Source organism: Nitrosomonas sp. Nm58, assembly GCF_900107335.1.
Classification (GTDB): domain Bacteria; phylum Pseudomonadota; class Gammaproteobacteria; order Burkholderiales; family Nitrosomonadaceae; genus Nitrosomonas.
Genome location: NZ_FNPQ01000015.1, coordinates 38,556 through 62,776 on the forward strand (window position 1 = coordinate 38,556; position 24,221 = coordinate 62,776).

Here is a 24,221-nt window from a genome sequence, read left to right on the forward strand (position 1 = left end):
TCTGGTGGCTTTCAACGAGAGCGTTGTATTTCACAACGCTGCCAGCGATAACAGCGGTCCGGTGTGAGCGGTGCCGCCGTTCGGGTGCCCGTCCTCTAACTTGATGCGCTGTTAGAGCGACTTGAGGTATTCGACGAGATCTGCTTTCTGTGTTGTTGTCAGATTCAGTCTGAAGTGGTTGTCATAATGATTGACCACGGCGGGGAGGTCTGGTGCACTCCCGTCATGAAAATAGGGCGGATGCTGCAGGAGCCCTCGCAGTGGCGTTGTCCGGTATTTTCCCGTAGCAGATCTCGCGGCGTACGTCGGGTCCCTGCCAATTTCGGATGGATCATGCAGCAATGGCACGCGCCGATCTGGGCCGCTCAGCACGTCAGTGAAGTTCGGCAACTGATGGCAGGTAGTACAGCCGGCTTCGTTATGGAACAGACGCTTGCCCCGATGAGCAGCCGCTCGATCGAAACTCCCTTCTGGAGCCTTTGGAGCCCGCAAGCTCAATTGATAGTCCAGCAGGGCCGGCAGCTTCGATGTGACCAGATCCGGGGCCTGCTTGATGGTAATGCCGATACGTGGATCGCTGAAGTTCCCATGGCCGCCCATCTGCCCCACGCCAACATAACTGTTCCAATAGGAGATAGGTCCATCCGCGGTGTACGTCTCGAAACCAACACCCTCCAATCCATAGATCGGCGGAATGACAATTGGCTTGGAGGGACTATTGAGCGGAATGATGTTGGTTCCGTCAAAGAAGTGGTGCCGTGGAGCATACTTACCCGGCCCCCAGTTACTGAACTCCGTTTTGGTTGCATCGTCCAGCGCCGGCGACAATGCGACGATCGCACCGACATTCAGGTCGGTATTGGCCCATCCGTCGAGCCGCTTGCCAATGCCCGGCGCAAACGAATTGTCGACAGACGAGTGGCACAGCGCACACGTCACACCGACCTTGGCAAGCTGACCTGCTTCGTCGAAGCTACCCTTCACGCCGACGACTGCGTTCAGGCGCAGCAGTTCCACTGTCACCGCGGAGTTTGTCAGATCAATCTGGCCAGCCAGAAGCGCCGCAACGATCTCCTGCGGCAAGGCCTCAACATCGACCTTGAGGCCAACGGCTAACGCGGTTGCCGGATTGACCGTCACAATGACTTCGTGCATTCGTAGCACGTCTGTCCACAGTTGCTCGTCACCGAAGGTATCGAAACGAAAAATCGCCTGTCCATCGCGGTGCCTCTGTTCACCATCGTCAGAGACTCTCGCCCCCTGCGCCGCCCAACTTGCCGGGGCGGCTCCCAAAATGGCGAAGACGATTGCCAAGGCAAATACAGCGGCAAGACGCCAGAAGCGATTTTCCTCCAAATGCTCATTATTAGATCTGCTGCTTATAACCAATGTGCTTTTCTTGGTATTTTTGATAAATGGTTCGGTAGATTCCATGCAGCCTCCTCGTTTAAGCAAAACAACATCAAATGATTAAAGAGATAATTTATGGTCCTACATCATGATGCTATTGACCATATTGGCAATTTATCGGAAAACAGAAAACAATTAAATACGTGCAAACACGTAAGAAATAACCTTACATTCCATGCAATAGACTGCTAATCGATACATCCGTGTGGATTTTCCACACCCTGTCTTATCATAGAGATAGACACCTTTCGAAGCAGGTTTATTTTTATTTAGCCAAGGAAAGATAGCAGCGGGTCATTCATTTTTGGAACGAAGAAATGAGGAATGTGAATCGCCTGAATCAGGATCCAGTCAATTGCTATACAATGAAGCGATTAAAAGCATAGTGAAGATTGAATATCCATGATAGGGCATGAAGAAATCAAGAAGAATGTCACTCTGGCATTGGCCGAAGATATCGGCAAAGGCGATTTGACCGCATCGCTGGTGCCCGTTGATAAAACGTTGCTCGCCCGCGTTATCAGTAGAGAACGAGCGGTAATATGTGGTATTGCCTGGTTTGAGGAATGTTTCCGGCAACTTTCACTTAACATTGAATTGAACTGGTTTGTTCAGGATGGCGAGATCGTTCAGGCTGATCAGAAACTGTGTGAAATAACCGGAAACGCCCGGGCTTTGTTGACAGCGGAGCGGACTGCGTTGAATTTTCTGCAATTGCTTTCTGCGGTCGCCACCCAAACCCGGCGCTATGTGGATGCCGTTTCAGGTACCGGCGCAATGATCGTCGATACGCGCAAAACCCTACCCGGGTTACGCTTCGCTCAGAAATACGCGGTGAAATGCGGCGGCGGCGAGAATCATCGCTTCGGTCTGCATGATGGCATACTCATCAAGGAAAATCACATCATTGCTGCAGGAGGCATCAAGCTCGCCTTGCAAAAGGCAAAAGAGATCGCACCTGCGGGTGTGTTTATACAAATTGAAGTCGAAACGCTGGATGAGTTACAACAAGCGCTAACTGCCGGTGCAACCATGATCCTGCTGGATAATTTTGATCCGGCAGGATTGTATGAAGCGGTCGCGTTGAATCAACAACTGACAAACCCATGCGCGATTCTGGAAGCCTCAGGAAATATCACCTTGGCAAACGTTCGTGCGGTTGCGGAAACCGGGGTAAACAGAATCTCTGTCGGCAGTCTGACCAAAGATGTCAAAGCGCTCGATTTATCGATGCGCTTTCTACCGACTGCTTAGCTTATGCAAACAGACGCAGAATTTTTCAATCTCTATCGCCATGGTTTTATACGTGTCGCGGTGGGCATACCGGATGTGCGTGTGGCTGATCCATTATTTAACGCCTCTGCAACCATCACACTGATGGCACAAGCGGCTGAACAGCATGCCATTCTCGCCCTTTTTCCGGAGCTGGGATTAACAGCTTACTCATGTGAAGATTTATTCCATCAACAGACCTTGCTTGAGGGCGCAATCAATGCGCTCGACAAAATATTGACTGCTTCAAAGCAGCTTGAACTCATTACGCTCGTCGGATTACCGCTGCAGGTGAATCACCTCCTCTTCAATTGTGCCGCTATTGTTTATCGCGGCCGTATTCTCGGTATCGTCCCCAAGACCTTCCTTCCTAATTATCGGGAATTCTATGAGTTGCGGCAGTTTGCCCCTGCTGCTGCAGCCAGCTGCGACACCATCACGTTATGCGGCCAAAGCGCCATCCCGTTCGGGGAAAAATTATTGTTTCGAGCGAAAAACCAGCCGCACCTCAGCTTTTTTACGGAAATCTGCGAGGATCTCTGGGTGCCGGTTCCCCCTTCATGTCACGCAGCTCTTGCAGGTGCCACCCTGCTGCTGAATCTCTCCGCCTCTAATATTACGATCGGCAAACATGCCTATCGTCGTAGCCTGGTAGCCAATCAGTCGGCACGCTGTCTCGCGGCGTATCTTTACACAGCTGCCGGCACTGGCGAATCGACCACTGATCTCGCCTGGGATGGCCACGCCATGGTTTATGAAAATGGCACGCCCCTCGCTGAATCGAGCCGATTTCAGGAAGGCTCTCAACTGATATTCGCTGATCTTGATCTGGATCGCCTGATTCAGGAACGCATGCGGCAAAATAGTTTCAGTCAAAGTGCGCACCATCATCAACAAGAAGTCCGGTCATTCCGTGAAATTTCCTTTGAGATCCATTTCCCAACGAGCACTCAGTTACTTTGTCAGCGCCAGTATGATCGCTTTCCTTATGTTCCCGCCGATCCCGCTACACGCGATGCGCATTGTTTTGAGGCCTACCATATCCAGGTGCAGGGTTTAGTGAAGCGACTGAAGCATACGGGCATCCAGAAGATCGTTATCGGTATTTCAGGAGGGCTGGATTCCACCCATGCGCTCATCGTGGCAGCTCGTGCGATGGATGTCCTGCACTTACCGCATACGCACATTCTCGCCTACACTATGCCCGGATTTGCCACCAGCGAACACACCTTGGCCAATGCCAGGGACCTGATGCAAGCGATAGGCTGCACTGCGCATGAAATCGATATCCGGCCAAGTTGCGAGCAAATGCTGCGCGATCTCGACCATCCCTTCATCCACGGCGAACCGGTCTATGATGTCACGTTTGAAAACGTGCAAGCAGGTGAACGCACCAACCACCTGTTTCGCCTCGCAAATCACCATCATGCCTTGGTGCTTGGCACCGGCGATCTGAGCGAGCTGGCTTTAGGTTGGTGTACTTATGGCGTCGGTGACCACATGTCACACTACGCCATCAATGCCAGCGTGCCCAAGACACTGATTCAATTTCTGATTCGCTGGATTGCTGACACCGATCAGCTCGGTAATGAAGCAAGCCGTGTGCTTCGTGCAATCCTGGATACGGAAATCAGCCCCGAGTTAGTTCCGGGAACAGCAGATAGCAATCAACCCTCTCAACGCACGGAAGCCATTATGGGTCCCTATGAATTGCAGGATTTCAATTTGTATTACACAACACGGTTTGGCTACCTGCCGACAAAAATTGCTTTTCTGGCCTATTGTAGCTGGCGTAACCGTGTACAAGGCCGCTGGCCCAACATCCCCGAGAACCGGAGAAACCAATACACCATTGGTGAGATCAAGCACTGGCTGCGGGTTTTCGCCTATCGATTCTTCCAAATCAGCCAATTCAAGCGCAGCTGCATCCCCAATGCCCCCAAGGTAGGATCGGGCGGTTCACTCTCGCCCCGTGGAGATTATCGGGCCCCGAGCGACAGTGAAGCGACAATATGGCTTGATTGCATTACACGCATTCCTGATGTTGCACCTGATGATGATCTACCCAATAAAGAAATGATTTGATTGCTGAGCTCACCACCTAAAATTTCATGAAGAAAATCATCCTCAAGGCAGGAAAAGAAAAATCCCTGTTGCGTCGGCACCCATGGGTCTATTCAGGCGCGATTGACCGTGTAGCAGGCTACCCGAGCAATGGCGACACCGTACCGATATACACCAGCCAGGGTGCCTTTCTTGCGCATGCCGCCTATCATTCCCAAGCACCTATTGCAGCGCGTGTGTGGTCCTGGCAGCAAGACGAGCGCATTGACGACGCATTCTTTTACCGCAAGCTCACTCAAGCAATAGCGCTTCGCAAAGATTTGGGTTTGTCGCAGCAGAGTACAGGTTCTCGCCTGGTGCACGGAGAATCCGACGGCTTGCCTGGTTTGGTGGTTGATCGCTATGATCGCGTGCTGGTTATCCAGATAGGCAGTATGGGTGTTGAACGCTGGCGCGAAACCCTGCTGGACATCTTAAAGGCGTTATGTGACCCAATCTGCATTTACGAGCGTTCCGATACTGAGGTACGCGAATTAGGAGGCCTGACCAAACGCACAGGGGTGTTATGGGGTGAATTGCCACATGATCTGACGATTAAAGAATATGGTTTGCATTTTGCAGTGGATGTCGCCCATGGACAAAAAACGGGGTTCTATCTGGACCAACGGGATAATCGCGCAAAAATTCGTACTTTGGCAAAAGACAAGGAAGTACTCAACTGTTTTTGCTACAGCGGGGGCTTTTCTGTATACGCAAACCAAGGAGGCGCCAAATCAATCCTGTCTGTTGATTCATCAGATAATGCGTTAGCACTCGCGCAACGTAATTTTACGCTTAACGGACTGGATATAGACTCCTTGCAGTGGCAATGTGCCGATGTGTTTCAAATGCTGCGCAAATTACGCGACCAGAATCGACAATTCGATCTGATCATTCTCGATCCACCCAAATTTGCGCCAACCGCTGCATTTGCAGCCAAGGCAGCGCGCGGATACAAGGATATCAATCTACTCGGTTTCAAATTGCTCAGACCGGGTGGAATATTGGCAACCTATTCCTGCTCCAGTGGCATCAGTAACGATCTGTTTCAGAAAATCGTTGCCGGGGCTGCTCTGGATGCAGGCGTCAGCGCGCACATTATCGATCAGCAGATGGCGACTCCCGATCATCCCATCTTATTGAGCTTTCCGGAAGGCGCCTACCTCAAAGGATTGCTATTGAGAGTGGCAGATTAAAACTGTGCTATGACCATCATTGCTGGAAAATAAGCGCACATGCTACTATTGTCACAATTATTTAATATATCATTAGCAAGATTGAGCCATTTTTAGGATCTTCCTTCCGTCTTTCTGCGCAATTGAATCTCCTGGAAACTCTTTATTCACCTTGCAAGATTAGAAAAACCCTTATGTAAGCCGGAGCTTTAATTTGAATCCGCACGCCGCACGATCGATCTCTCCCTTCACGCTACTCCGCTCGCTCAAGACCAACCGGGGCTTGATTTATAATCTGATCAAACGAGAAGTCATTGGCCGCTATCGTGGTTCCATTATGGGGCTATTATGGTCATTTTTTAATCCGGTACTGATGCTGACTGTTTATACCTTTGTATTCAGTGTGGTCTTCAAAGCACGCTGGGAAGGTGGCACCGACTCCAGAACGGAATTTGCCTTGGTGCTTTTTGCCGGACTCATGGTTTATAACCTGTTTGCAGAATGTATCAACCGGGCACCTGGACTCGTGCTAGGAAATGTGAACTATGTTAAGAAAGTGGTGTTCCCTCTGGAAATACTCCCTGTCGTAGCCATGGGCTCTGCTGCTTTTCATCTGTTGATCAGCCTGTTTGTCTGGCTGGCTTTTTACTTGATATTTTTTGGTATTCCACAGGCGACTCTTTTACTGTTCCCTCTGGTATTGATTCCCTTTTTTCTGATGACCCTGGGACTGAGCTGGTTCCTGGCTTCACTGGGAGTGTATCTGCGTGATGTCAGTCAAATTATTGGAGTGATGACGACTGCGCTCATGTTTCTATCCCCGATTTTCTACCCTATCACTGCTTTGCCAGAGGAATATCACCTGATTATGCAGATCAGCCCGTTAACGCTCATTATTGAACAAACGCGTGACGTGATGATCTGGGGCAAAGGATTGGATTGGCATGCCTGGGCTATCTATACTGTGCTTGCAGCAGCGAATGCCTGGCTAGGCTTTGCCTGGTTCCAAAAAACGCGCAAAGGATTTGCAGATGTCCTCTGAGATAGTCCTCAAAGTCGAGGGTCTGAGTAAGTGCTACCACATTTACGATAAGCCCCGGGACAGGCTACTGCAAATGCTAGCATATGGAAAAAAGCAGTTTTTCCGTGAATTCTGGGCATTACGCGATATCTCGTTTACTGTTCCCAAAGGAGAAACTGTTGGCATCATCGGACGAAATGGCAGCGGAAAATCGACTTTACTGCAAATAATTTGCGGTACTGTTTCATCAACCTCTGGTGTAGTTGATACACGCGGGCGGATCGCAGCGATACTCGAACTTGGGGCTGGCTTTAACACCGAATTTACAGGGCGAGAGAACGTATTACTCAATGCAGCTATTCTTGGCTTCTCCAAGGAAGATATGGAAGAAAGAATGGCGGAAGTATTAGCTTTTTCTGAGCTTGGAGATTTTCTTGATCAACCTGTAAAAACCTACTCCAGTGGGATGTATGCGCGATTAGCGTTCTCTATTGCGATTCATCTCGATCCGGAAATCCTGATCGTTGACGAAGCACTGGCAGTAGGCGACGCACGTTTTGTAGCCAAGTGCATGCGTCGCATCAAGGATATCATCACTCAGGGTACTACCGTTCTATTTGTTAGCCATGATGTTTCCTCTGTTCGTACTCTCTGCAACCGAGCAATCTGGCTAGATCAAGGCCGCATGGTTGAAGAAGGAGAAGTTTTTCCTGTAACCGGCCGCTATATGGCGTTCATGTTTAAGGACGAGCAATCCAGCGAAGAAGCATTACAAAGCGAAATCACCGCACAGCAAAACACCAGTTCATCAAAACCCAGGGATCTGGTTCAGGACATAACCTCTGAAAAGAACCCTATAGCAATTCTCAATGCGTTCGAACCAATGCCTGAAATAGCCCTGGATTCTCGCCCTGTCACACACTGGGGTTCTTGCAAAAACATCATTTTGTCTGCATTTGTGCGCGATAAACACGGCACTCGAAAAAATATATATGCGTGGGGAGAGGAAATCGAAATATTTATCGATTTATCTGTGCCAGCAGAAATATCTCGCGAATATCTCAGCATCGCATTCTCCATTAAAGATCTAAAGGGAACGGACTTGATCGTCTCGACAACTCGCGATTTCGAACATAAACAACTACCCGAGAAAGATCGTTTCAGTGTTTCATTTAGACTAATCAATCCATTAGTCACAGGAAAATATCTACTGGTTGCTGCTGTTGAAAATCGCCAATACAACGATATCCACTATTATGAATATTTTGAAGGTGCACACTATTTTTCTTCACTTGCCAAAGAGCGCTTTTTCGGCCTTTTCCAACCCCCTATTGAACAGTTGATCATGGTGAACTAATGATAGTTAAGGAGCCCATCAATTCCAATTTATACTGGGATCGTCGGTTTACAGATGACTGGGAACACTGCAATGGACCTGAACAATCCCGCTTCTTTGCCAGAACTGCCATTGAACATTTACCAAAATGGCTAATTGAGCAATTGAGAAGAGAAGCCCTGACACTTGCTGATTGGGGATGCGCGCAAGGAGATGGAACTGATGTCTGGGCCAGCTATATCGATCCTCAACAGATTGTGGGTATTGATTTTTCTGCAAATGCCATAGAACAAGCTACCGAGCGCTATCCTGCTATTCGCTTCATCAACGATGATTGGTTACTGTCAAGCGCAGACCAAGGCGAATCGTTTGATATTGTTTTCTCATCTAATACCTTAGAGCATTTCCACAAGCCCTATAAGGTATTACTCTCCATTGCTAATCATGCAAAAAAAGCGATTGCGTTGATACTGCCTTACAGGGAACTCGAAAGGATTGATGAGCATTTTTATTCCTTTCTGCCCGAGACTATTCCATTAGTGTTAAAGAATGGATTCAGGTTGGTTTGGTCGCGAGTAGTTAATTGCGGAACTCTTCCAAATACGCTTTGGGGTGGAGAGCAGATTCTCTTGGTCTACGCCGACCCTAGGTGGATAGACGACTTGGGATTAGCTTTGAAGGATTGCCTCATTGAGCAGGTAGATACCGAAAGTCAGATTGTTACTCTTAATCAAGCTGTGGCGGAGCGAGACAAGCAGATTGCTAGCCTTAATCAGACGATGCTAGAACAAGACGAGCAAATTGCTAATCTTAATCAGATGATAGTGGAGCAAAGCGAACAGATCTCCAGCCTCAATCAAGCTGGAGCTGAGCGCAACAGAAAAATCATCGACCTCAGCGAAGCCGTTGCTGAGCACGACAGAAAAATCATCGGCCTCAACGAGGCCGTTGCTGAGCGCGACAGAAAAATCATCGGCCTTAATCAAATCATTACCCAGTATAGCAAACAGTTAGATTTGATAACAACATCCATATCGTGGCGATTGACTCGTCCGTTGAGATGGATAAAACATGCTGCTAGGTTCTTCAAATCACCCCACGAACGATACCAAATTATTAAATCGATTTATTGGAAGTTACCAGAATTTCTAAGAAAACGTCTAAACAACTTACGCCACAAGTACGTTACTCGGCACCTCGCAAGTTTGTACCGCTATGCTGAACAACCTAGCGCTCAATCTGTCGGTGGGGAGGAATATTGTCCATCTTGGTTGAAAATGGCAAATCAATCTACAAAAATTGCGGTGATACCATGCGCCTTTGAGTTCGACGAGCTTGTGAACCAACGTCCTATTAACGCAGCTAAATATTTCGCAGAAGAGGATTATTTCGTCTTATATGTTGCTTGGCAATGGACACGGGATGAAAAGTTGTCCAAAGGATGTTGTCAAGTATGGAGAAACATCCATCAAGTCCCTTTGTTTGAATTTATCGATAACGCCAATTCATTAGTTACTAATAACCTTGATTCTCTATTTTTACTGACACTCCCAGCGCCCTTACTTGTTAATCTAGTACCCATTTTACGGCAACATGGTTTTTCTATTGTCTATGACATTATGGATGAATGGGAGGAATTTCACAGGGTGGGGCAAGCACCGTGGTACAAACGCGATGTTGAAGATAATCTAATTCTCCAGAGTGATTTTGTATGTGCCGTCGCTCCTTCCTTATCCGAGAAATTCTCATATCTGCGTACAGATATCGAAATTATCGGAAATGGCTATTGCGCTGAAGTTATCGGTTTAGATAAGCGTGGTATTGCAGGCACGTTAAAGGCTACTGAAAAAATTGTCGGATACTTTGGTCACTTAACGGATGCTTGGTTCGATTGGAATTTACTTTTTGAATTGGCGGAATCAAATAAAGAAATTAAATTTGAAATCATCGGTTACGGCGAACCCGAATGGGTTAATGCCAGAGTCAGATCAATTGAAAATATTACTCTAATAGGAAAGATTCACCCTAATGGGCTACATAACTATGTTCGCTGCTGGAGTGCCGGAATAATTCCGTTCCGTGAAGGAAGGCTAGCCAGCGCCGTTGATCCGATTAAAATCTACGAGTACCTTTACTTTGGACTTCCAACATTAGTTACTGGCATTAAGCATATCAAAGACTACCCGGCGATAGTATATTCAAGTCGTGAAGATATATTTCTTCGCTTAAATGAATTACTGGCGATTGATATGCCAGATGATGAACACTTGGAAGCATTTTTGCAGCATTCAACTTGGCAAACTCGCTTTTCTCATCTAAAAGCTCAGCTAGAAACAAGCCGAAAAATAAGGATGCTGTATGTCTGTTAAGGTTTGCTTTGTTTATCCGTGGGCTACTTTTGGTGGTGTCGAACGAGTGTTATTGAATCGCCTGATTGCTTTTAAAAATTATGCCCCAGATGTAATGGCAGATATTATTTTTCTAAATAACTCCGCAGGCCTATTTTCTCTACAGCAAGCTATAAAAGCTCACGGAATTGAAGCTGGAGTTTTCGTATCACAAGACTTTGAGTCTTATTATGATCTCATTTTCTGTATCGATTGTCCTCAAGCTTTCGAGATATGTAAGCGGCAGAAACTTCGGTATCTAGTGGAGTGTCATACTTCATACCCTGAGAACCGTCAATATTTGCAAAACCTACCCAGCGAGTGTGAAGGCATTATCGTGCCATCCCAAATATTTGGCAAAAAGATACGATACGAATTGGGTAATACTACATTTCCTATTAATGAGCTTCGTAATTTTGTGCCTTGGGATATTGCTTCCATTAGAGTTGATTCTAATTCCAGGCGGCCCAAATGGAATCTAAAGCCCATCTTGTTTTTTGGTCGTATGGATAAACTTAAAGACCCATTATCTCTACTTGACGCCTTTCTGCTTCTTGAGCAGAAAAGACCTCATGAATTTATGATCATCCTGTGTGGTCCTCAATCCAATGAAATAGATATTCAGCAAGAAATAGAAAATCGGCAGATTACTTCTAAAGTTATTTTGCTGCCACCTGTCCCTTTCTTATCTACAAATCAACTATTGGAGATGGTAAGAGATGCTGGAGGGATATTTGTTTCACCATCCAGAGGTGAATCTTATGGCCTGTCCGCTGCCGAGGCAATATCTTCCGGTATGCCCGTCCTCCTCTCGAATATTAATGAGCACCTCTTTTTGGTGAATGGTTTTGAATCTTTATTAACATATAAGCTTGGCAACATTGAAGAATTATCCACGAGTATTGAAAATGTTTTCGATAATAACCATGCCGCAAAAACAGCCGCAGTGAGTCTTAGGGATAGATTTTCTGCTCAATCTTTTATTGATGATTGGAAGCAATTACTGTCTTCCTTGAGGCTATCTTGATAAAAAAAATACTTTGTGTAGTTGGTACCCGCCCCGAAGCTATCAAAATGGCTCCCGTGATCCAGGCATTGAAGAATGAACCATGGGTTAATTTACGCGTTCTGGCAACGGCGCAGCACCGTCACCTGCTTGATCAGGTGTTGAATTTTTTTAGTATTGAACCCGATATCGATTTGAATATCATGCGTCCCAATCAAGCGTTGACGACCTTGACTGCGCGACTGCTGCTGGATTTGGACGACGTATTGCTGGCTGAGAAACCGGATGCTGTATTAGTACAGGGAGACACCACTACAGTAATGGCGGTTGCATTGGCCTGTTTTTATCATCGCATTCCGGTTGGTCATGTCGAGGCAGGTTTACGTACCTGGAATATCAGCAATCCTTTTCCAGAAGAGGCTAATCGTGTCATTACGGGAAAATTAGCGCATTGGCACTTTGTACCAACCGAGAGATCGCGCCAGAATCTGTTACGTGAAGGCGTGGCTGATGAAAATATTTTTATTACTGGCAACACGGTCATCGATGCACTGCTGGTGGTGGCAGCTCAAAATATCGAACTTCCTGCTCAGGTTGATCCAAATAAACGCCTTGTGCTGATTACCGCCCACCGCCGTGAAAATTTTGGTGAACCGTTACGTAATATCTGCCTTGCCATACAATCACTTGCGCAGAATAATCCAAAAGTTAAATTTCTTTTCCCCGTCCACCCAAACCCTAACGTAACCAATATTGTTAATAGCCTTCTAGCAAACAAGCCCAATATCCATCTCTCTGCACCGCTGGATTATGTCCATTTCGTCGCGGCTCTAAAACGATCTTTCCTAATCTTGACAGATTCAGGAGGAGTACAGGAAGAAGCGCCAGCTTTGGGAAAGCCTATTCTGGTGCTTCGCAACGAAACAGAACGCCCCGAAGCAGTCGAGCAAGGGGTTGCAAAACTGGTAGGGTCTCATTACAGCCAGATCGTGGAAGAAACACAACGCCTTCTGGATGATACAACAGCCTACCAAGCAATGGTGAAAGGTACTTCTCCCTATGGAGATGGTCATGCCGCTGAGCGCATTGTGAACGTGCTGAGGGAGCATTTTAGCTAATGCAACTGGTCTATCTTTCCCCTTTGCCGTGGAATAGCTTCGCGCAACGCCCACACAAGTTTGCTGAATGGTTTCATCACAAGCATGGAGGAAATGTGCTTTGGGTAGACCCCTATCCAACACGCTTACCCAAATGGACGGATCTCAGAAGGGTCAAGACTACAAGGATCTTTGCCAATCCCCAAACGGTGAAAGCAGAGATACCGAATTGGTTAACGGTCATTCGCCCTCATCTGTTACCGATCGAACCATTGCCAGGAGCAAGCTTTATCTCTCGCTGGCTGTTGTGGCGTGACATTCTGCGAACAATTGATCAATTCATGCAGCATGGCAGAACACTGCTAGGCATTGGTAAACCTTCTGAGCTGGCGCTACAGGTACTCGCCCAGTATCCTGCCACACCTTCTTTCTATGATGCCATGGATGATTTCCCGGCCTTTTACCAAGGCCTATCGAGAGCTGCTATGGCGCGCCGGGAACAAAGAATTGCCGATAGCGTCTCACGCATCTCGGTTTCTTCGACCACTCTGGCAGAACGCTTCTCCGCCTATCATTCAAAACTGACTGTAGTTCATAATGCTTGTACGGTAGAAACGCTTCCTCCCATTGATGCAATCAAGAAACAGTCCGAGGACATGGTTATAGGCTATCTCGGCACAATTGGCCACTGGTTTGACTGGCCGTTTGTACTTGCACTAGCACAAGCCAACTCATCCTTGAATATTCACTTGATCGGTCCTGTCTATACATCAGTTCCAGAACCTTTACCCTGCAATATTAGATTGTTCCCTGCATGCGATCACGTGACTGCAATCGGACTGATGCAAGCATTCTCGGTCGGCCTGATCCCCTTTAAGTGCAGCGACCTGACTGCTTCGATTGACCCCATCAAATACTATGAATATCGCGCATTAGGGCTGCCCATTCTCTCTACATATTTTGGAGAAATGGCTCGGCGACAAGGGCAAGCAGGAATATTTATCGTAGATGCTAATTCCGACCTAACTTACCAAGTGAATGCAGCAATGGTCTACAAATATCGCAGAAATGAAATTCAAATATTCAGAAAAAATAACTCTTGGGAGGAACGCTTTAACGCAAGCGATATCCTTCCATGTTCAGATTAGCACACTCAGAATTTTGAGTTGCTTCAGCGCGAATAGGTTCAAGAATCACTCGCCATGCCTCAAGCTTACGCTCAAAAGGAATCGAGGCGTTAGCCGGACTGGTTGAAGGCAACCGAGTGTAACGAAATATGCCGCTTTCGATCTTGGGTGCGACCAGTTGCTTGAAGCAAGTGTCTGCTTTGGTACCGTTAAAGTAAACATGCGTGATATTGCGATGTGCGCGGAAAAAGGTCGAAAAATCGTTGGCTATTTGTGTTCCAATCTCAATCATAGAATCCAGGCTGCCGCTTCTTTTACAGGAATGGAGCACATCCCATAACGCAATACGCGCTGATCGCAGCGCCTGGGTCTTGGCCGCATAAGGTATCGCAGGATCAAAACACAGCAGTTCTGCCATGATCCGCCAGAACGCATTCTGCTTATGTGCATAATATTGTCCCGCAGTTAAGGATGCATCCCCCGGCATACTGCCAAGAATGAGAATCTCTGCATGTTCATCTGCTACCGGTACAAAACCATGAATTGTTGTCATGAACTGTCTGATTATTTTTTGAAATATGTTACCCCAAGGGTTGTGCTCGCGCCCGCTGCATCAACCTGGGCGCCAGCATTATCAGAAATACTCAAGAAGCTGCCCTCTCCGAAGCGAATTTCCCAGTCAACAACCGGCTGGCAGGCACGAGCTTTGCTAATTGCATCCGGCACATGCAAACAAACCAGTTCATAAATCGCTCTGGCCCAAACCGCTTCATTGTCAGGAACAGGCCTGTTCCTTTCTACCGAACTTTTATTTCTCCCACCGCTTTCTCCCCGGAAGTAGGTAATACTGCGATGCTCAGGTGTGTCTTCCAGTTCAATCCGGTAAATCGATTTTCGTCCCCCCGGTAGCGGCGTATCCCTAATGAAAGTCGAATTCCCATACTGTAAATAGCCCGCTGCTTCCAGTATGACCGGAATATCTTCTGGCAGTGTGCTCAGTGAAATACCTTGAATTTCAAGATCAAGAAAACGCTGCAGCGGAAAGGAATCACTGCCTTTCGCAGCGGGCACGGTTAAGAACTTGATCAACAGTACTGTCATTAAGAAAAGAATGCAAATGTGCTGGCGAGAACGAAGCATCTTTTAATCCTCCATTCAATTTCAGGAAAGCCGACAGCTGTACCAGCTTATCACAGGAAATTTCTGACTGTGGAAGCTACTGCCAGGTTCAAATACATTTCTCGTACTTAGAATAGCTAGCTGAATTTTGTTTTCCATATTCATTGATCCAAAGCAAATAAACTGAAAGCTAAATGAGTCAACCATTAATAAAATCAAGAAATATCCTGTACCATTACCGTAATACCGTAATGGATGTCATCTTGGAGGATCGGGATTTTCCTCTGGTTCCATCAGCACCCGTTAACGACTTCTGGCACTCCACTCTCTACGAAAATAGATTCGGCAAAATGGACGAAAGAATCTGGCCAAAAGGTAAGCGTTGTCCAAATTGGGTTCGCAGAAGTACAAGCACATTCTTAGCAGTAGCATAACATTCGCGTCAACTCAAATGCCAAGGAGCTGCTGTATACTTTGCTTGGCAGCTTCTTGCTGTCGTAGCCGTACAATATGGGCAGCAATTTTTTTGCCAATATACCACCACGGAATTCATCTCTATACTTCACATATTCCTGACTCATCAGGAAAGCGGCATCTTTGACTTGCATCTCGGTAAATAACGTCAAAGCAAAGTATACTCTGCTTCGGTGGAATCTATTTTTTTTGTAATACGGAGCTCACATGCACAAATAACATAATCTCCCGCCTGGAGATTATTCGGCAGAGCCAGCGAAACCTCTCGACGCATACTGCCTAGATTGACGATCGCGTAATCTTCCGGGACAATTCTTCAACACATACAAGAATAGCCAGACACATAACACATAACGAAATTAAATAATCAGACAATAATGATGCCTCTGAACTGCGCGATTTTCAAAAATATCGTAACGTGATTCAACTGTATTTACCAGATTAAAAAAGCTATCCTTAACCATCTTCTCATTCTTTCCAATGTACAGCAGATTACTTATATTGATTTTATGCTTGTTAGCTTTCAATCCAGTCAACGCACATAACGATATCTGGATTAATGTGGATACCCAGAATTTGACCTTATCGGTCATGAAGGGAAAGGCGGTAGAAGTTATTTTTGACAATATTGCGATCGGACGCTTTGGTGCCAGCAATGCCAGAATGATGGGCGATAACAGAACGCCACTCGGTAGTTTCCGGATTGGCAGGATCAAAGAATCAAGCCGTTATCACCGCTTCTTTGTCTTTGATTATCCAAATCGAGAGACTGCTGATCTCGCTCTGGCAGAAAACCGGATTACTAAAGAAACGTGGCAATCCATTATCAATGCAATTGAAACGGGACGAACTCCTCCTCAGGATACGCCGCTGGGTGGTCATTTGGGTATTCATGGGCTAGGGCAGGGAGATCACAAGGTTCATAAGCAGTTCAATTGGACCAATGGCTGTATTGCACTAACCAATGCGCAAATTGATAAGCTCAGCAAGTGGCTCAAACCAGGGATAGCTGTTCAAGTCCGGTAAGAATTTAGTGGCTTTAATCGAAAAGAAAAATGCCGATAAACTGCCAACACTTTCTTAGCATGGCTAACGCAACAGCTTTGATGAAAACAAATCTGCTTACCTAACGTAAATGCCAACCAATCCCTTTTAATAGCTATTTCTGTACGTTTAGATCAAATGAGTCTACCAATCAGACTTGAGGCATTTTTAAGGGAAAAACTACGCTGAATAGTTACAGTAATTCCAGCACGTCCTATTTAACAAACCATGTACATTATATACAATCAGGAATTGTAACAACTGACGAATGAGTAGCAGATTATTGCAAAAAAACCCACAATAAACAAACTATGGAAATAACCCAATCCGTATCCATCCTCGGATGCAGTACTTGTAAACATCACCATCAGCCAACTATCATTCTTTCTCAGAGTTGATTTTTTATTCAGAATCAATCTTCCCAAACCATATAACATCAGATAAATACATCAATATTATTGAATTGGCACAATTGATATTTAGAAAGTGCATATATATCTTTGATAATACGCAACACAAGAAGTGATACTAAGCAGTATCGGATTTGAGAGTGTTATTTTAACACGCATGTTGAGTATGGCTTTAGTCTCATAGTACTTTAACCATACCAACCATTTTGATAATTGAGCTTGGCGGTGACCTACTTTCACATGCGAAAACACACTATCATCGGCGCTACTTCGTTTCACGGTTCTGTTCGGAATGGGAAGAGGTGGTTCCGAAGCGCTATTGCCGCCAAGCATAACTCTTTTGTTTTAAATACATTAAAACAGAAAACTTTTAGTAGATTTTATCTGTGACAAGAATTTCTCATTATTCTCAAAATTATAGGATCAAGCCTCACGGCCAATTAGTATCGGTTAGCTTAACATATTACTATGCTTCCACACCCGACCTATCAACGTTGTAGTCTTCAACGAGCCTTTAGGGGGATTTACTCCCCGGGAAATCTAATCTTGTGGCAAGTTTCCCGCTTAGATGCTTTCAGCGGTTATCTCTTCCATACTTAGCTACCCGGCAATACGACTGGCGTCATAACCGGTACACCAGAGGTATGTCCACTCCGGTCCTCTCGTACTAGGAGCAGCCCCACTCAAATTTCCAGCGCCCACGGCAGATAGGGACCAAACTGTCTCACGACGTTTTAAACCCAGCTCACGTACCACTTTAAATGGCGAACAGCCATACCCTTGGGACCGGCTACAGCCCCAGGATGTGATGAGCCGACATCGAGGTGCCAAACTCCCCCGTCGATATGAACTCTTGGGAGGAATCAGCCTGTTATCCCCGGCGTACCTTTTATCCGTTGAGCGATGGCCCTTCCATACAGAACCACCGGATCACTATGACCTGCTTTCGCACCTGCTCGACTTGTCAGTCTCGCAGTTAAGCACGCTTATGCCATTGCACTATCAGCACGATTTCCGACCGTACCTAGCGTACCTTCGTACTCCTCCGTTACTCTTTGGGAGGAGACCGCCCCAGTCAAACTGCCCACCATACACGGTCCCCGATCCAGCTTATGGACCTAGGTTAGAATCCTAACAACACCAGGGTGGTATTTCAACGTCGGCTCCATATGCTCTAGCGAGCATACTTCATAGCCTCCCACCTATCCTACACAAGTATTGTCAAAATCCAATGTAAAGCTACAGTAAAGGTGCACGGGGTCTTTCCGTCTAGCCGCGGGTAGATTGCATCTTCACAAACATTTCAACTTCGCTGAGTCCCAGGAGGAGACAGTATGGCCATCGTTACGCCATTCGTGCAGGTCGGAACTTACCCGACAAGGAATTTCGCTACCTTAGGACCGTTATAGTTACGGCCGCCGTTTACCGGGGCTTCAATCAAGAGCTTGCACCCCATCATTTAACCTTCCGGCACCGGGCAGGCGTCACACCCTATACGTCCACTTTCGTGTTTGCAGAGTGCTGTGTTTTTATTAAACAGTCGCAGCCATCTTTTTATTGCAACCTCATTCAGCTCCTCGTGCGAAACGATTCACTTACTAAAGGCACACCTTCTCCCGAAGTTACGGTGTCAATTTGCCGAGTTCCTTCTCCTGGGTTCTCTCAAGCGCCTTAGAATTCTCATCCTACCCACCTGTGTCGGTTTACGGTACGGTCCTTACATAACTGAAGCTTAGCGGCTTTTCCTGGAAGCATGGTATTACTCACTTGGCGCCCCGAAGGGCGTTCCGTTATCACGTCTCAACTTAGCCGCCCGGATTTGCCTAAGCAGCATGTCTACACGCTTCAACCAGGACATCCAACACCTGGCTGAGCTAACCTTCTTCGTCCCCGCATCGCATTATGTAAAGGTACTGGAATATTAACCAGTTTCCCATCAGCTACGCATTTCTGCCTCACCTTAGGGGCCGACTCACCCTGCGTCGATTAACGTTGCACAGGAAACCTTGGGTTTTCGGCGAGGAAGCTTTTCACTTCCTTTATCGCTACTCATGTCAGCATTCGCACTTCCGATACCTCCAGCAATTTTTACAAATCACCTTCACAGGCCTACGGAACGCTCTCCTACCATCTACACTTACGTGTAAATCCCTAGCTTCGGTGTATAGTTTAGCCCCGTTACATCTTCCGCGCAGGACGACTCGATCAGTGAGCTATTACGCTTTCTTTAAAGAATGGCTGCTTCTAAGCCAATCTCCTGACTGTCTATGCCTTCCCACTTCGTTTACCACTTAACTATATCTTTGGGACCTTAGCTGAGGGTCTGGGTTGTTTCCCTCTCGACACCGAACGTTAGCACCCGATGTCTGTCTCCCATGCTTAAACTCTTTGGTATTCGGAGTTTGCAATGGTTTGGTAAGTCTCAATGACCCCCTAGCCATAACAGTGCTCTACCCCCAAAGGTTATACATGAGGCACTACCTAAATAGTTTTCGGAGAGAACCAGCTATTTCCAGATTTGTTTAGCCTTTCACCCCTACCCACAGCTCATCCCCTAATTTTTCAACATTAGTGGGTTCGGACCTCCACGAAGTGTTACCTTCGTTTCATCCTGGCCATGAGTAGATCATCTGGTTTCGGGTCTACACCCAGCAACTAATTCGCCCTATTAAGACTCGCTTTCGCTACGCCTCCCCTAATCGGTTAAGCTTGCTACTGAATGTAAGTCGCTGACCCATTATACAAAAGGTACGCAGTCACCCCCAAAAGGGCTCCCACTGTTTGTATGCATGCGGTTTCAGAATCTATTTCACTCCCCTCCCGGGGTTCTTTTCACCTTTCCCTCACGGTACTAGTTCACTATCGGTCGATTACGAGTATTTAGCCTTGGAGGATGGTCCCCCCATCTTCAGACAGAATTTCACGTGTTCCGCCCTACTTTTTTCAATCTTAGTTCCACATTAGAATTTTCGCCTACGAGACTATCACTCTCTACGGTTCAACTTTCCAGAAGATTTGGCTAATTCTAATGCTAAAAATTGATGGCTACTCCCATTTCGCTCGCCACTACTCTGGGAATCTCGGTTGATTTCTTTTCCTCTGATTACTTAGATGTTTCAGTTCATCAGGTTCGCAACTTTTAACCTATATATTCAGTTAAAGTCGACTCTTGCTTAATTGATTCGTACTTTATTAAACCAACTAAGCAAGAGTCAGGTTTCCCCATTCGGAAATCTCCGGATCAAAGCTTGTTTGTCAGCTCCCCGAAGCTTATCGCAGACTTCCACGTCCTTCATCGCCTGTAATCGCCAAGGCATCCACCACATGCACTTATTTGCTTGATCCTATATTTTTGAGAACCTCTATTACTTGATACACAACCCCAGAATTTTAAAAACATTATCCATATTTCCGGACAACACTTTATCTTCCAATAAATATTAAAAACAATTACTTATTTAATACTTATTTTCAGTATTATAAATTCTGAATTTGTTAAATATACAATCTACTATTTTCTATATTTTTAAAGAGCAAAATCATAACAATAAATGAGATATTTTGCCTATCCTCAACAAATCTAAATCAGTTAATTTATAACTAATTTATTTTCATTAAACCAAATACTATTATGGTGGAGGTGAACGGGATCGAACCGATGACCCCCTGCTTGCAAAGCAGGTGCTCTCCCAGCTGAGCTACACCCCCCAATCTTGGTGGGTCTGGGTGGACTTGAACCACCGACCCCACGCTTATCAAGCGTGTGCTCTAACCAACTGAGCTACAGACCCATAAAGGATCCAGTATTAGCACAACCTTTCGCATAATATCTCATTTGCCATTCTGACTTATAAACAACCAATAAATTGTAGGCGCTTAGTAATTTTTATCTAGAAAGGAGGTGATCCAGCCGCAGGTTCCCCTACGGCTACCTTGTTACGACTTCACCCCAGTCATAACTCTCACCGTGGCAAACGCCCTCCTTGCGGTTAGACTATTTGCTTCTGGTGAAAATTACTCCCATGGTGTGACGGGCGGTGTGTACAAGACCCGGGAACGTATTCACCGCGACATGCTGATCCGCGATTACTAGCGATTCCGACTTCACGGAGTCGAGTTGCAGACTCCGATCCGGACTACGACGCGCTTTATGAGATTAGCTCCCCTTCGCAGGTTGGCAACCCTCTGTACGCGCCATTGTATTACGTGTGAAGCCCTACCCATAAGGGCCATGAGGACTTGACGTCATCCCCACCTTCCTCCGGTTTGTCACCGGCAGTCTCATTAAAGTGCCCAACTTAATGATGGCAATTAATGACAAGGGTTGCGCTCGTTGCGGGACTTAACCCAACATCTCACGACACGAGCTGACGACAGCCATGCAGCACCTGTGCCTCGATTCCCTTTCGGGAACTCTCACATCTCTGCAAGATTTCGAGCATGTCAAGGGTAGGTAAGGTTTTTCGCGTTGCATCGAATTAATCCACATAATCCACCGCTTGTGCGGGTCCCCGTCAATTCCTTTGAGTTTTAATCTTGCGACCGTACTTCCCAGGCGGTCAACTTCACGCGTTAGCTACGTTACCTAATCTTTATATAGATCCGACAACTAGTTGACATCGTTTAGGGCGTGGACTACCAGGGTATCTAATCCTGTTTGCTCCCCACGCTTTCGTGCCTGAGCGTCAGTGTTAACCCAGGGAGCTGCCTTCGCCATCGGTGTTCTTCCACATCTCTACGCATTTCACTGCTACACATGGAATTCCACTCCCCTCTGTCACACTCTAGTTATATAGTTTCAAACGCAATTCCTAGGTTAAGCCCAGGGATTTCACATCTGACTTATATAACCGCCTGCGCACCCTTTACGCCCAATAATTCCGATTAACGCTTGCACCCTACGTATTACCGCGGCTGCTGGCACGTAGTTAGCCGGTGCTTCTTATGTCGGTACCGTCATTCATTGTAGATATTAGCCACAACTATTTCTTCCCGACCGAAAGAGCTTTACAACCCGAAGGCCTTCTTCACTCACGCGGCATGGCTGGATCAGGCTTTCGCCCATTGTCCAAAATTCCCCACTGCTGCCTCCCGTAGGAGTCTGGGCCGTGTCTCAGTCCCAGTGTGGCTGGTCGTCCTCTCAGACCAGCTACTGATCGTTGCCTTGGTAGGCCTTTACCCCACCAACTAGCTAATCAGGCATCGGCCGCTCTAAAAGCACAAGGTCTTTCGATCCCCCGCTTTCCTCCTTGGAGAATATGCGGTATTAGCACATCTTTCGATGCGTTATCCCCCACTTCAAGATACGTTCCGATGTATTACTCACCCGTTCGCCACTCGCCACCAAGGTTACCCTCGTGCTGCCGTTCGACTTGCATGTGTAAAGCATGCCGCCAGCGTTCAATCTGAGCCAGGATCAAACTCTTCAGTTTAATTTAACTCTTTTGCTAGCTTTTAGTTCATACCCATTACAGATATTTTTGAACTAATAACCTATTTACATTCTTAGTTTTCAATAATTAAACTTGACTACAAACCTGTTTAATTATATTTTTACTAAGCGCCTACATTTATTGGTTGTTGATTTTTAAAGAACTTGCTGCTTTTTGCTAATGCCGCTCAAGCAACGAAGATGTGCATTATACAGAACCTAATTGTCGGGTCAAGCTTTTAAATCATTTTTTTTTAAGAAAATGATTTAACCTGAAGAACAGACGAATAAGGATCAATCATTTATTTGCAAAATCAGATCCTTACAAGCAAGACGAAATATTTCCCACTTCCTATCGATAATGACTCATCGCGTTGTCGAACGTTGCTGAGTTGCTCTTTAATCATCTGCTCAACATAGGAAACATAGCAAAATAACACCATCCATGTCTTTTCAAAATGCGAGCAAATATAAATTTATGGTTTTATATGCAACGCTGCGCAAACAATCAGAGACAGCACGCTTAACTTAATGAATACAAATACCGGCCGCACCATGCTATGTTACCAATACCGATTGACTTACCGGATCTATTAAATCAAAAGAAGCAGCGCGCACAAGAAATCAAACGCCAACTCATACATCCACCAAAAATTGCTATAAACCTAAATTTCTCAATTGAAATTTATGGTGAGAACAGCTGAAACCTAATACTGCAAACGGTTTATGGCTAAAAATATTAACTGCTTCTCAGTTGTCATATACAAGCTGAAAGCAAGGTATGGCAACACTTCCAGCTGATTTTGATTATTTCATTAGAATCTCACCCAACTGGTGATGCTAAGAATCCCCTGAAATACCTTAATCTACAGGATTTTTGAACGGTTAAGAGACTTCAACTGAGGAAAATAAAATAAATCATTTTATTAGGGTGTATTAGCATTTTCCATTATCAATTCACGCGCAAATTTCTCGCCAAATGACTAGTTTTTTGGTTCTACTGAGCACTGAGTTGACTCGCAATACTTGATGGATCGCCATTAATTCGGATTCAATGAATAAACATCCCCCAATTACAGGAAAATCAAGAATAAAAATGATGTCCCATGAATATTATGGCACAGCAAAAATTGGTAGCATGATGTTAAAGATAATGGAATGGGAGCCCACCACCTAAAACGGCATCAAAGTGCCAAAGTAGTGGTGCAATGCAATGACCACTAAAACAGAGAGGAGCGTCCGACATGAAGATTACAACCATAGGTATTGATTTGGCAAAAGAGGTGTTTCAGATCCACGGTGTGGATGAACATGGTAAGGCCGTGCTGCGTAAGCAGTTACGCCGCAGTAAGATGGCGGAGTTCTTTGCTAATCTGGAGCCTTGCTTGATTGGCTTAGAAGCTGTCTGGCAAAACATTGGACGCATTTTGCAAATGCTATTTTCATCATGGCGATTCGAATCATATTTTCGGCAGTGCCGCGCAGAATCTCGAAGTCTTTGATAAACGGCGAAAGAAAGTTACCCAACCAAGGAGAACGGGCGTTTAACCACCCACCGCTTCGGCAAAATGGCCCATTTTCCCTTGATTCTCTCCGAAATGTGCAAGATCTAGCCTATTAACTGCAAAGTCAACTGCTGTTCCTCAACAACCGGTATCTCTTGAGAATGCTTGGAGTGAAGAGCATTTGTCAACAACACCTTCTAGCACTCCACGCGCACGCTTGATATCGCCCAGGTTGGCAGCATGCATTTAATATGGAGTAAATTGCCGAGAATATCTACCACAATATATCGCTTGTGATCTTCAA

At 46.0% G+C, this 24,221-nt stretch carries 14 protein-coding genes, 2 tRNA genes, 3 rRNA genes and 1 pseudogene; 11 read left to right on the plus strand and 9 right to left on the minus strand.

The genetic code is table 11. The features are described 5' to 3' along the window. Window positions 1-111 precede the first annotated feature (111 nt). Window positions 112-1,434 carry a hypothetical protein gene (locus tag BLW34_RS07610; protein WP_090577793.1) on the minus strand — a complete coding sequence of 441 codons (1,323 nt, stop codon included), beginning with the start codon at window positions 1,432-1,434 and terminating at the stop codon, window positions 112-114. Between the two features lie 378 nt (window positions 1,435-1,812). Here BLW34_RS07610 and nadC point away from each other — a divergent pair, with 378 nt between their 5' ends. The 9 genes from nadC to BLW34_RS07655 all read left to right on the plus strand — a co-directional run bounded on the left by nadC (window position 1,813) and on the right by BLW34_RS07655 (window position 13,955). Beyond that, complete coding sequence (gene nadC / locus BLW34_RS07615) at window positions 1,813-2,664, plus strand: carboxylating nicotinate-nucleotide diphosphorylase (RefSeq protein WP_090577796.1); 852 nt, start codon at window positions 1,813-1,815, stop codon at window positions 2,662-2,664. Window positions 2,665-2,667: 3 nt separating this feature from the next. Beyond that, window positions 2,668-4,767 (plus strand): NAD(+) synthase, encoded by a 2,100-nt coding sequence (locus BLW34_RS07620; protein WP_090577798.1) that lies wholly within the window; start codon window positions 2,668-2,670, stop codon window positions 4,765-4,767. A 26-nt stretch (window positions 4,768-4,793) separates the two neighbouring features. Then, window positions 4,794-5,981: a class I SAM-dependent rRNA methyltransferase gene (locus BLW34_RS07625; RefSeq protein ID WP_090577801.1), complete on the plus strand. Its 1,188-nt coding sequence runs from the start codon at window positions 4,794-4,796 to the stop codon at window positions 5,979-5,981. Window positions 5,982-6,174: 193 nt separating this feature from the next. Further along, window positions 6,175-7,002, plus strand: a complete 828-nt coding sequence (locus BLW34_RS07630) for an ABC transporter permease (RefSeq protein ID WP_090543480.1) — start codon at window positions 6,175-6,177, stop codon at window positions 7,000-7,002. Continuing rightward, complete coding sequence (locus BLW34_RS07635; RefSeq protein WP_090577802.1) at window positions 6,992-8,338, plus strand: ABC transporter ATP-binding protein; 1,347 nt, start codon at window positions 6,992-6,994, stop codon at window positions 8,336-8,338. Before BLW34_RS07630 ends, BLW34_RS07635 begins: the two co-directional genes overlap by 11 nt. After that, window positions 8,338-10,686, plus strand: coding sequence for a methyltransferase domain-containing protein (locus BLW34_RS07640; RefSeq protein ID WP_090577805.1), 2,349 nt, complete (start codon window positions 8,338-8,340; stop codon window positions 10,684-10,686). Before BLW34_RS07635 ends, BLW34_RS07640 begins: the two co-directional genes overlap by 1 nt. Then, a complete protein-coding gene (locus tag BLW34_RS07645) occupies window positions 10,676-11,731 on the plus strand; it encodes a glycosyltransferase family 4 protein (RefSeq protein WP_090577808.1) in 1,056 nt (351 codons plus the stop codon). The genes BLW34_RS07640 and BLW34_RS07645 overlap by 11 nt, the downstream gene beginning before the upstream one ends. After that, window positions 11,728-12,828 carry a non-hydrolyzing UDP-N-acetylglucosamine 2-epimerase gene (gene wecB / locus BLW34_RS07650; protein ID WP_090577811.1) on the plus strand — a complete coding sequence of 367 codons (1,101 nt, stop codon included), beginning with the start codon at window positions 11,728-11,730 and terminating at the stop codon, window positions 12,826-12,828. Before BLW34_RS07645 ends, wecB begins: the two co-directional genes overlap by 4 nt. Then, entirely contained in the window at window positions 12,828-13,955 is a 1,128-nt protein-coding gene (locus BLW34_RS07655; RefSeq protein ID WP_090577815.1) for a glycosyltransferase family protein, read from the plus strand. The genes wecB and BLW34_RS07655 overlap by 1 nt, the downstream gene beginning before the upstream one ends. Here the strand turns inward: BLW34_RS07655 and BLW34_RS07660 are convergent. The 3 genes from BLW34_RS07660 to BLW34_RS16880 form a co-directional block, all read right to left on the minus strand. Then, complete coding sequence (locus tag BLW34_RS07660; RefSeq protein WP_090577818.1) at window positions 13,921-14,487, minus strand: DNA-deoxyinosine glycosylase; 567 nt, start codon at window positions 14,485-14,487, stop codon at window positions 13,921-13,923. The genes BLW34_RS07655 and BLW34_RS07660 overlap by 35 nt on opposite strands. A gap of 11 nt (window positions 14,488-14,498) precedes the next feature. Continuing rightward, window positions 14,499-15,074 (minus strand): hypothetical protein, encoded by a 576-nt coding sequence (locus BLW34_RS07665; protein WP_090577822.1) that lies wholly within the window; start codon window positions 15,072-15,074, stop codon window positions 14,499-14,501. A gap of 601 nt (window positions 15,075-15,675) precedes the next feature. Continuing rightward, window positions 15,676-15,801, minus strand: a complete 126-nt coding sequence (locus tag BLW34_RS16880; protein ID WP_090577829.1) for a hypothetical protein — start codon at window positions 15,799-15,801, stop codon at window positions 15,676-15,678. 227 nt (window positions 15,802-16,028) lie between these two features. On the opposite strand from BLW34_RS16880, the gene BLW34_RS07680 reads away from it, so the two are divergent. Continuing rightward, the gene (locus tag BLW34_RS07680) at window positions 16,029-16,553 is read left to right on the plus strand and encodes a L,D-transpeptidase (protein ID WP_256203666.1); all 525 of its coding nucleotides are present in this window, start codon (window positions 16,029-16,031) and stop codon (window positions 16,551-16,553) included. 645 nt (window positions 16,554-17,198) lie between these two features. On the opposite strand, the gene rrf is transcribed toward BLW34_RS07680, so the two are convergent. The 5 genes from rrf to BLW34_RS07705 form a co-directional block, all read right to left on the minus strand. Further along, window positions 17,199-17,311 (minus strand): 5S ribosomal RNA (rrf, locus tag BLW34_RS07685). Between the two features lie 89 nt (window positions 17,312-17,400). Beyond that, window positions 17,401-20,325 (minus strand): 23S ribosomal RNA (locus tag BLW34_RS07690). A gap of 288 nt (window positions 20,326-20,613) precedes the next feature. Further along, a tRNA-Ala gene (locus tag BLW34_RS07695) sits at window positions 20,614-20,689 on the minus strand. 6 nt (window positions 20,690-20,695) lie between these two features. Further along, a tRNA-Ile gene (locus tag BLW34_RS07700) sits at window positions 20,696-20,772 on the minus strand. Window positions 20,773-20,875: 103 nt separating this feature from the next. Next, window positions 20,876-22,413 (minus strand): 16S ribosomal RNA (locus BLW34_RS07705). Together the 16S, 23S and 5S rRNA genes with 2 tRNA genes alongside form the textbook arrangement of a ribosomal RNA operon. Window positions 22,414-23,656: 1,243 nt before the next feature. Here BLW34_RS07705 and BLW34_RS15580 point away from each other — a divergent pair. After that, window positions 23,657-23,815, plus strand: a pseudogene (locus BLW34_RS15580) (IS110 family transposase); the annotation flags it as partial. Window positions 23,816-24,221 lie beyond the last annotated feature (406 nt).

Coding starts and splice junctions, on each gene's coding strand:
- BLW34_RS07655 (WP_090577815.1), top strand. CDS start 12,828: ATGCAACTGGTCTATCTTTCCCCTTTGCCGTGGAATAGCTTCGCGCAA.
- BLW34_RS07620 (WP_090577798.1), top strand. CDS start 2,668: ATGCAAACAGACGCAGAATTTTTCAATCTCTATCGCCATGGTTTTATA.
- nadC (WP_090577796.1), top strand. CDS start 1,813: ATGATAGGGCATGAAGAAATCAAGAAGAATGTCACTCTGGCATTGGCC.
- BLW34_RS07660 (WP_090577818.1), bottom strand. CDS start 14,487: ATGACAACAATTCATGGTTTTGTACCGGTAGCAGATGAACATGCAGAG.
- BLW34_RS07665 (WP_090577822.1), bottom strand. CDS start 15,074: ATGCTTCGTTCTCGCCAGCACATTTGCATTCTTTTCTTAATGACAGTA.
- BLW34_RS07625 (WP_090577801.1), top strand. CDS start 4,794: ATGAAGAAAATCATCCTCAAGGCAGGAAAAGAAAAATCCCTGTTGCGT.
- BLW34_RS07640 (WP_090577805.1), top strand. CDS start 8,338: ATGATAGTTAAGGAGCCCATCAATTCCAATTTATACTGGGATCGTCGG.
- BLW34_RS07610 (WP_090577793.1), bottom strand. CDS start 1,434: ATGGAATCTACCGAACCATTTATCAAAAATACCAAGAAAAGCACATTG.
- BLW34_RS07645 (WP_090577808.1), top strand. CDS start 10,676: ATGTCTGTTAAGGTTTGCTTTGTTTATCCGTGGGCTACTTTTGGTGGT.
- BLW34_RS07635 (WP_090577802.1), top strand. CDS start 6,992: ATGTCCTCTGAGATAGTCCTCAAAGTCGAGGGTCTGAGTAAGTGCTAC.
- BLW34_RS16880 (WP_090577829.1), bottom strand. CDS start 15,801: ATGCGTCGAGAGGTTTCGCTGGCTCTGCCGAATAATCTCCAGGCGGGA.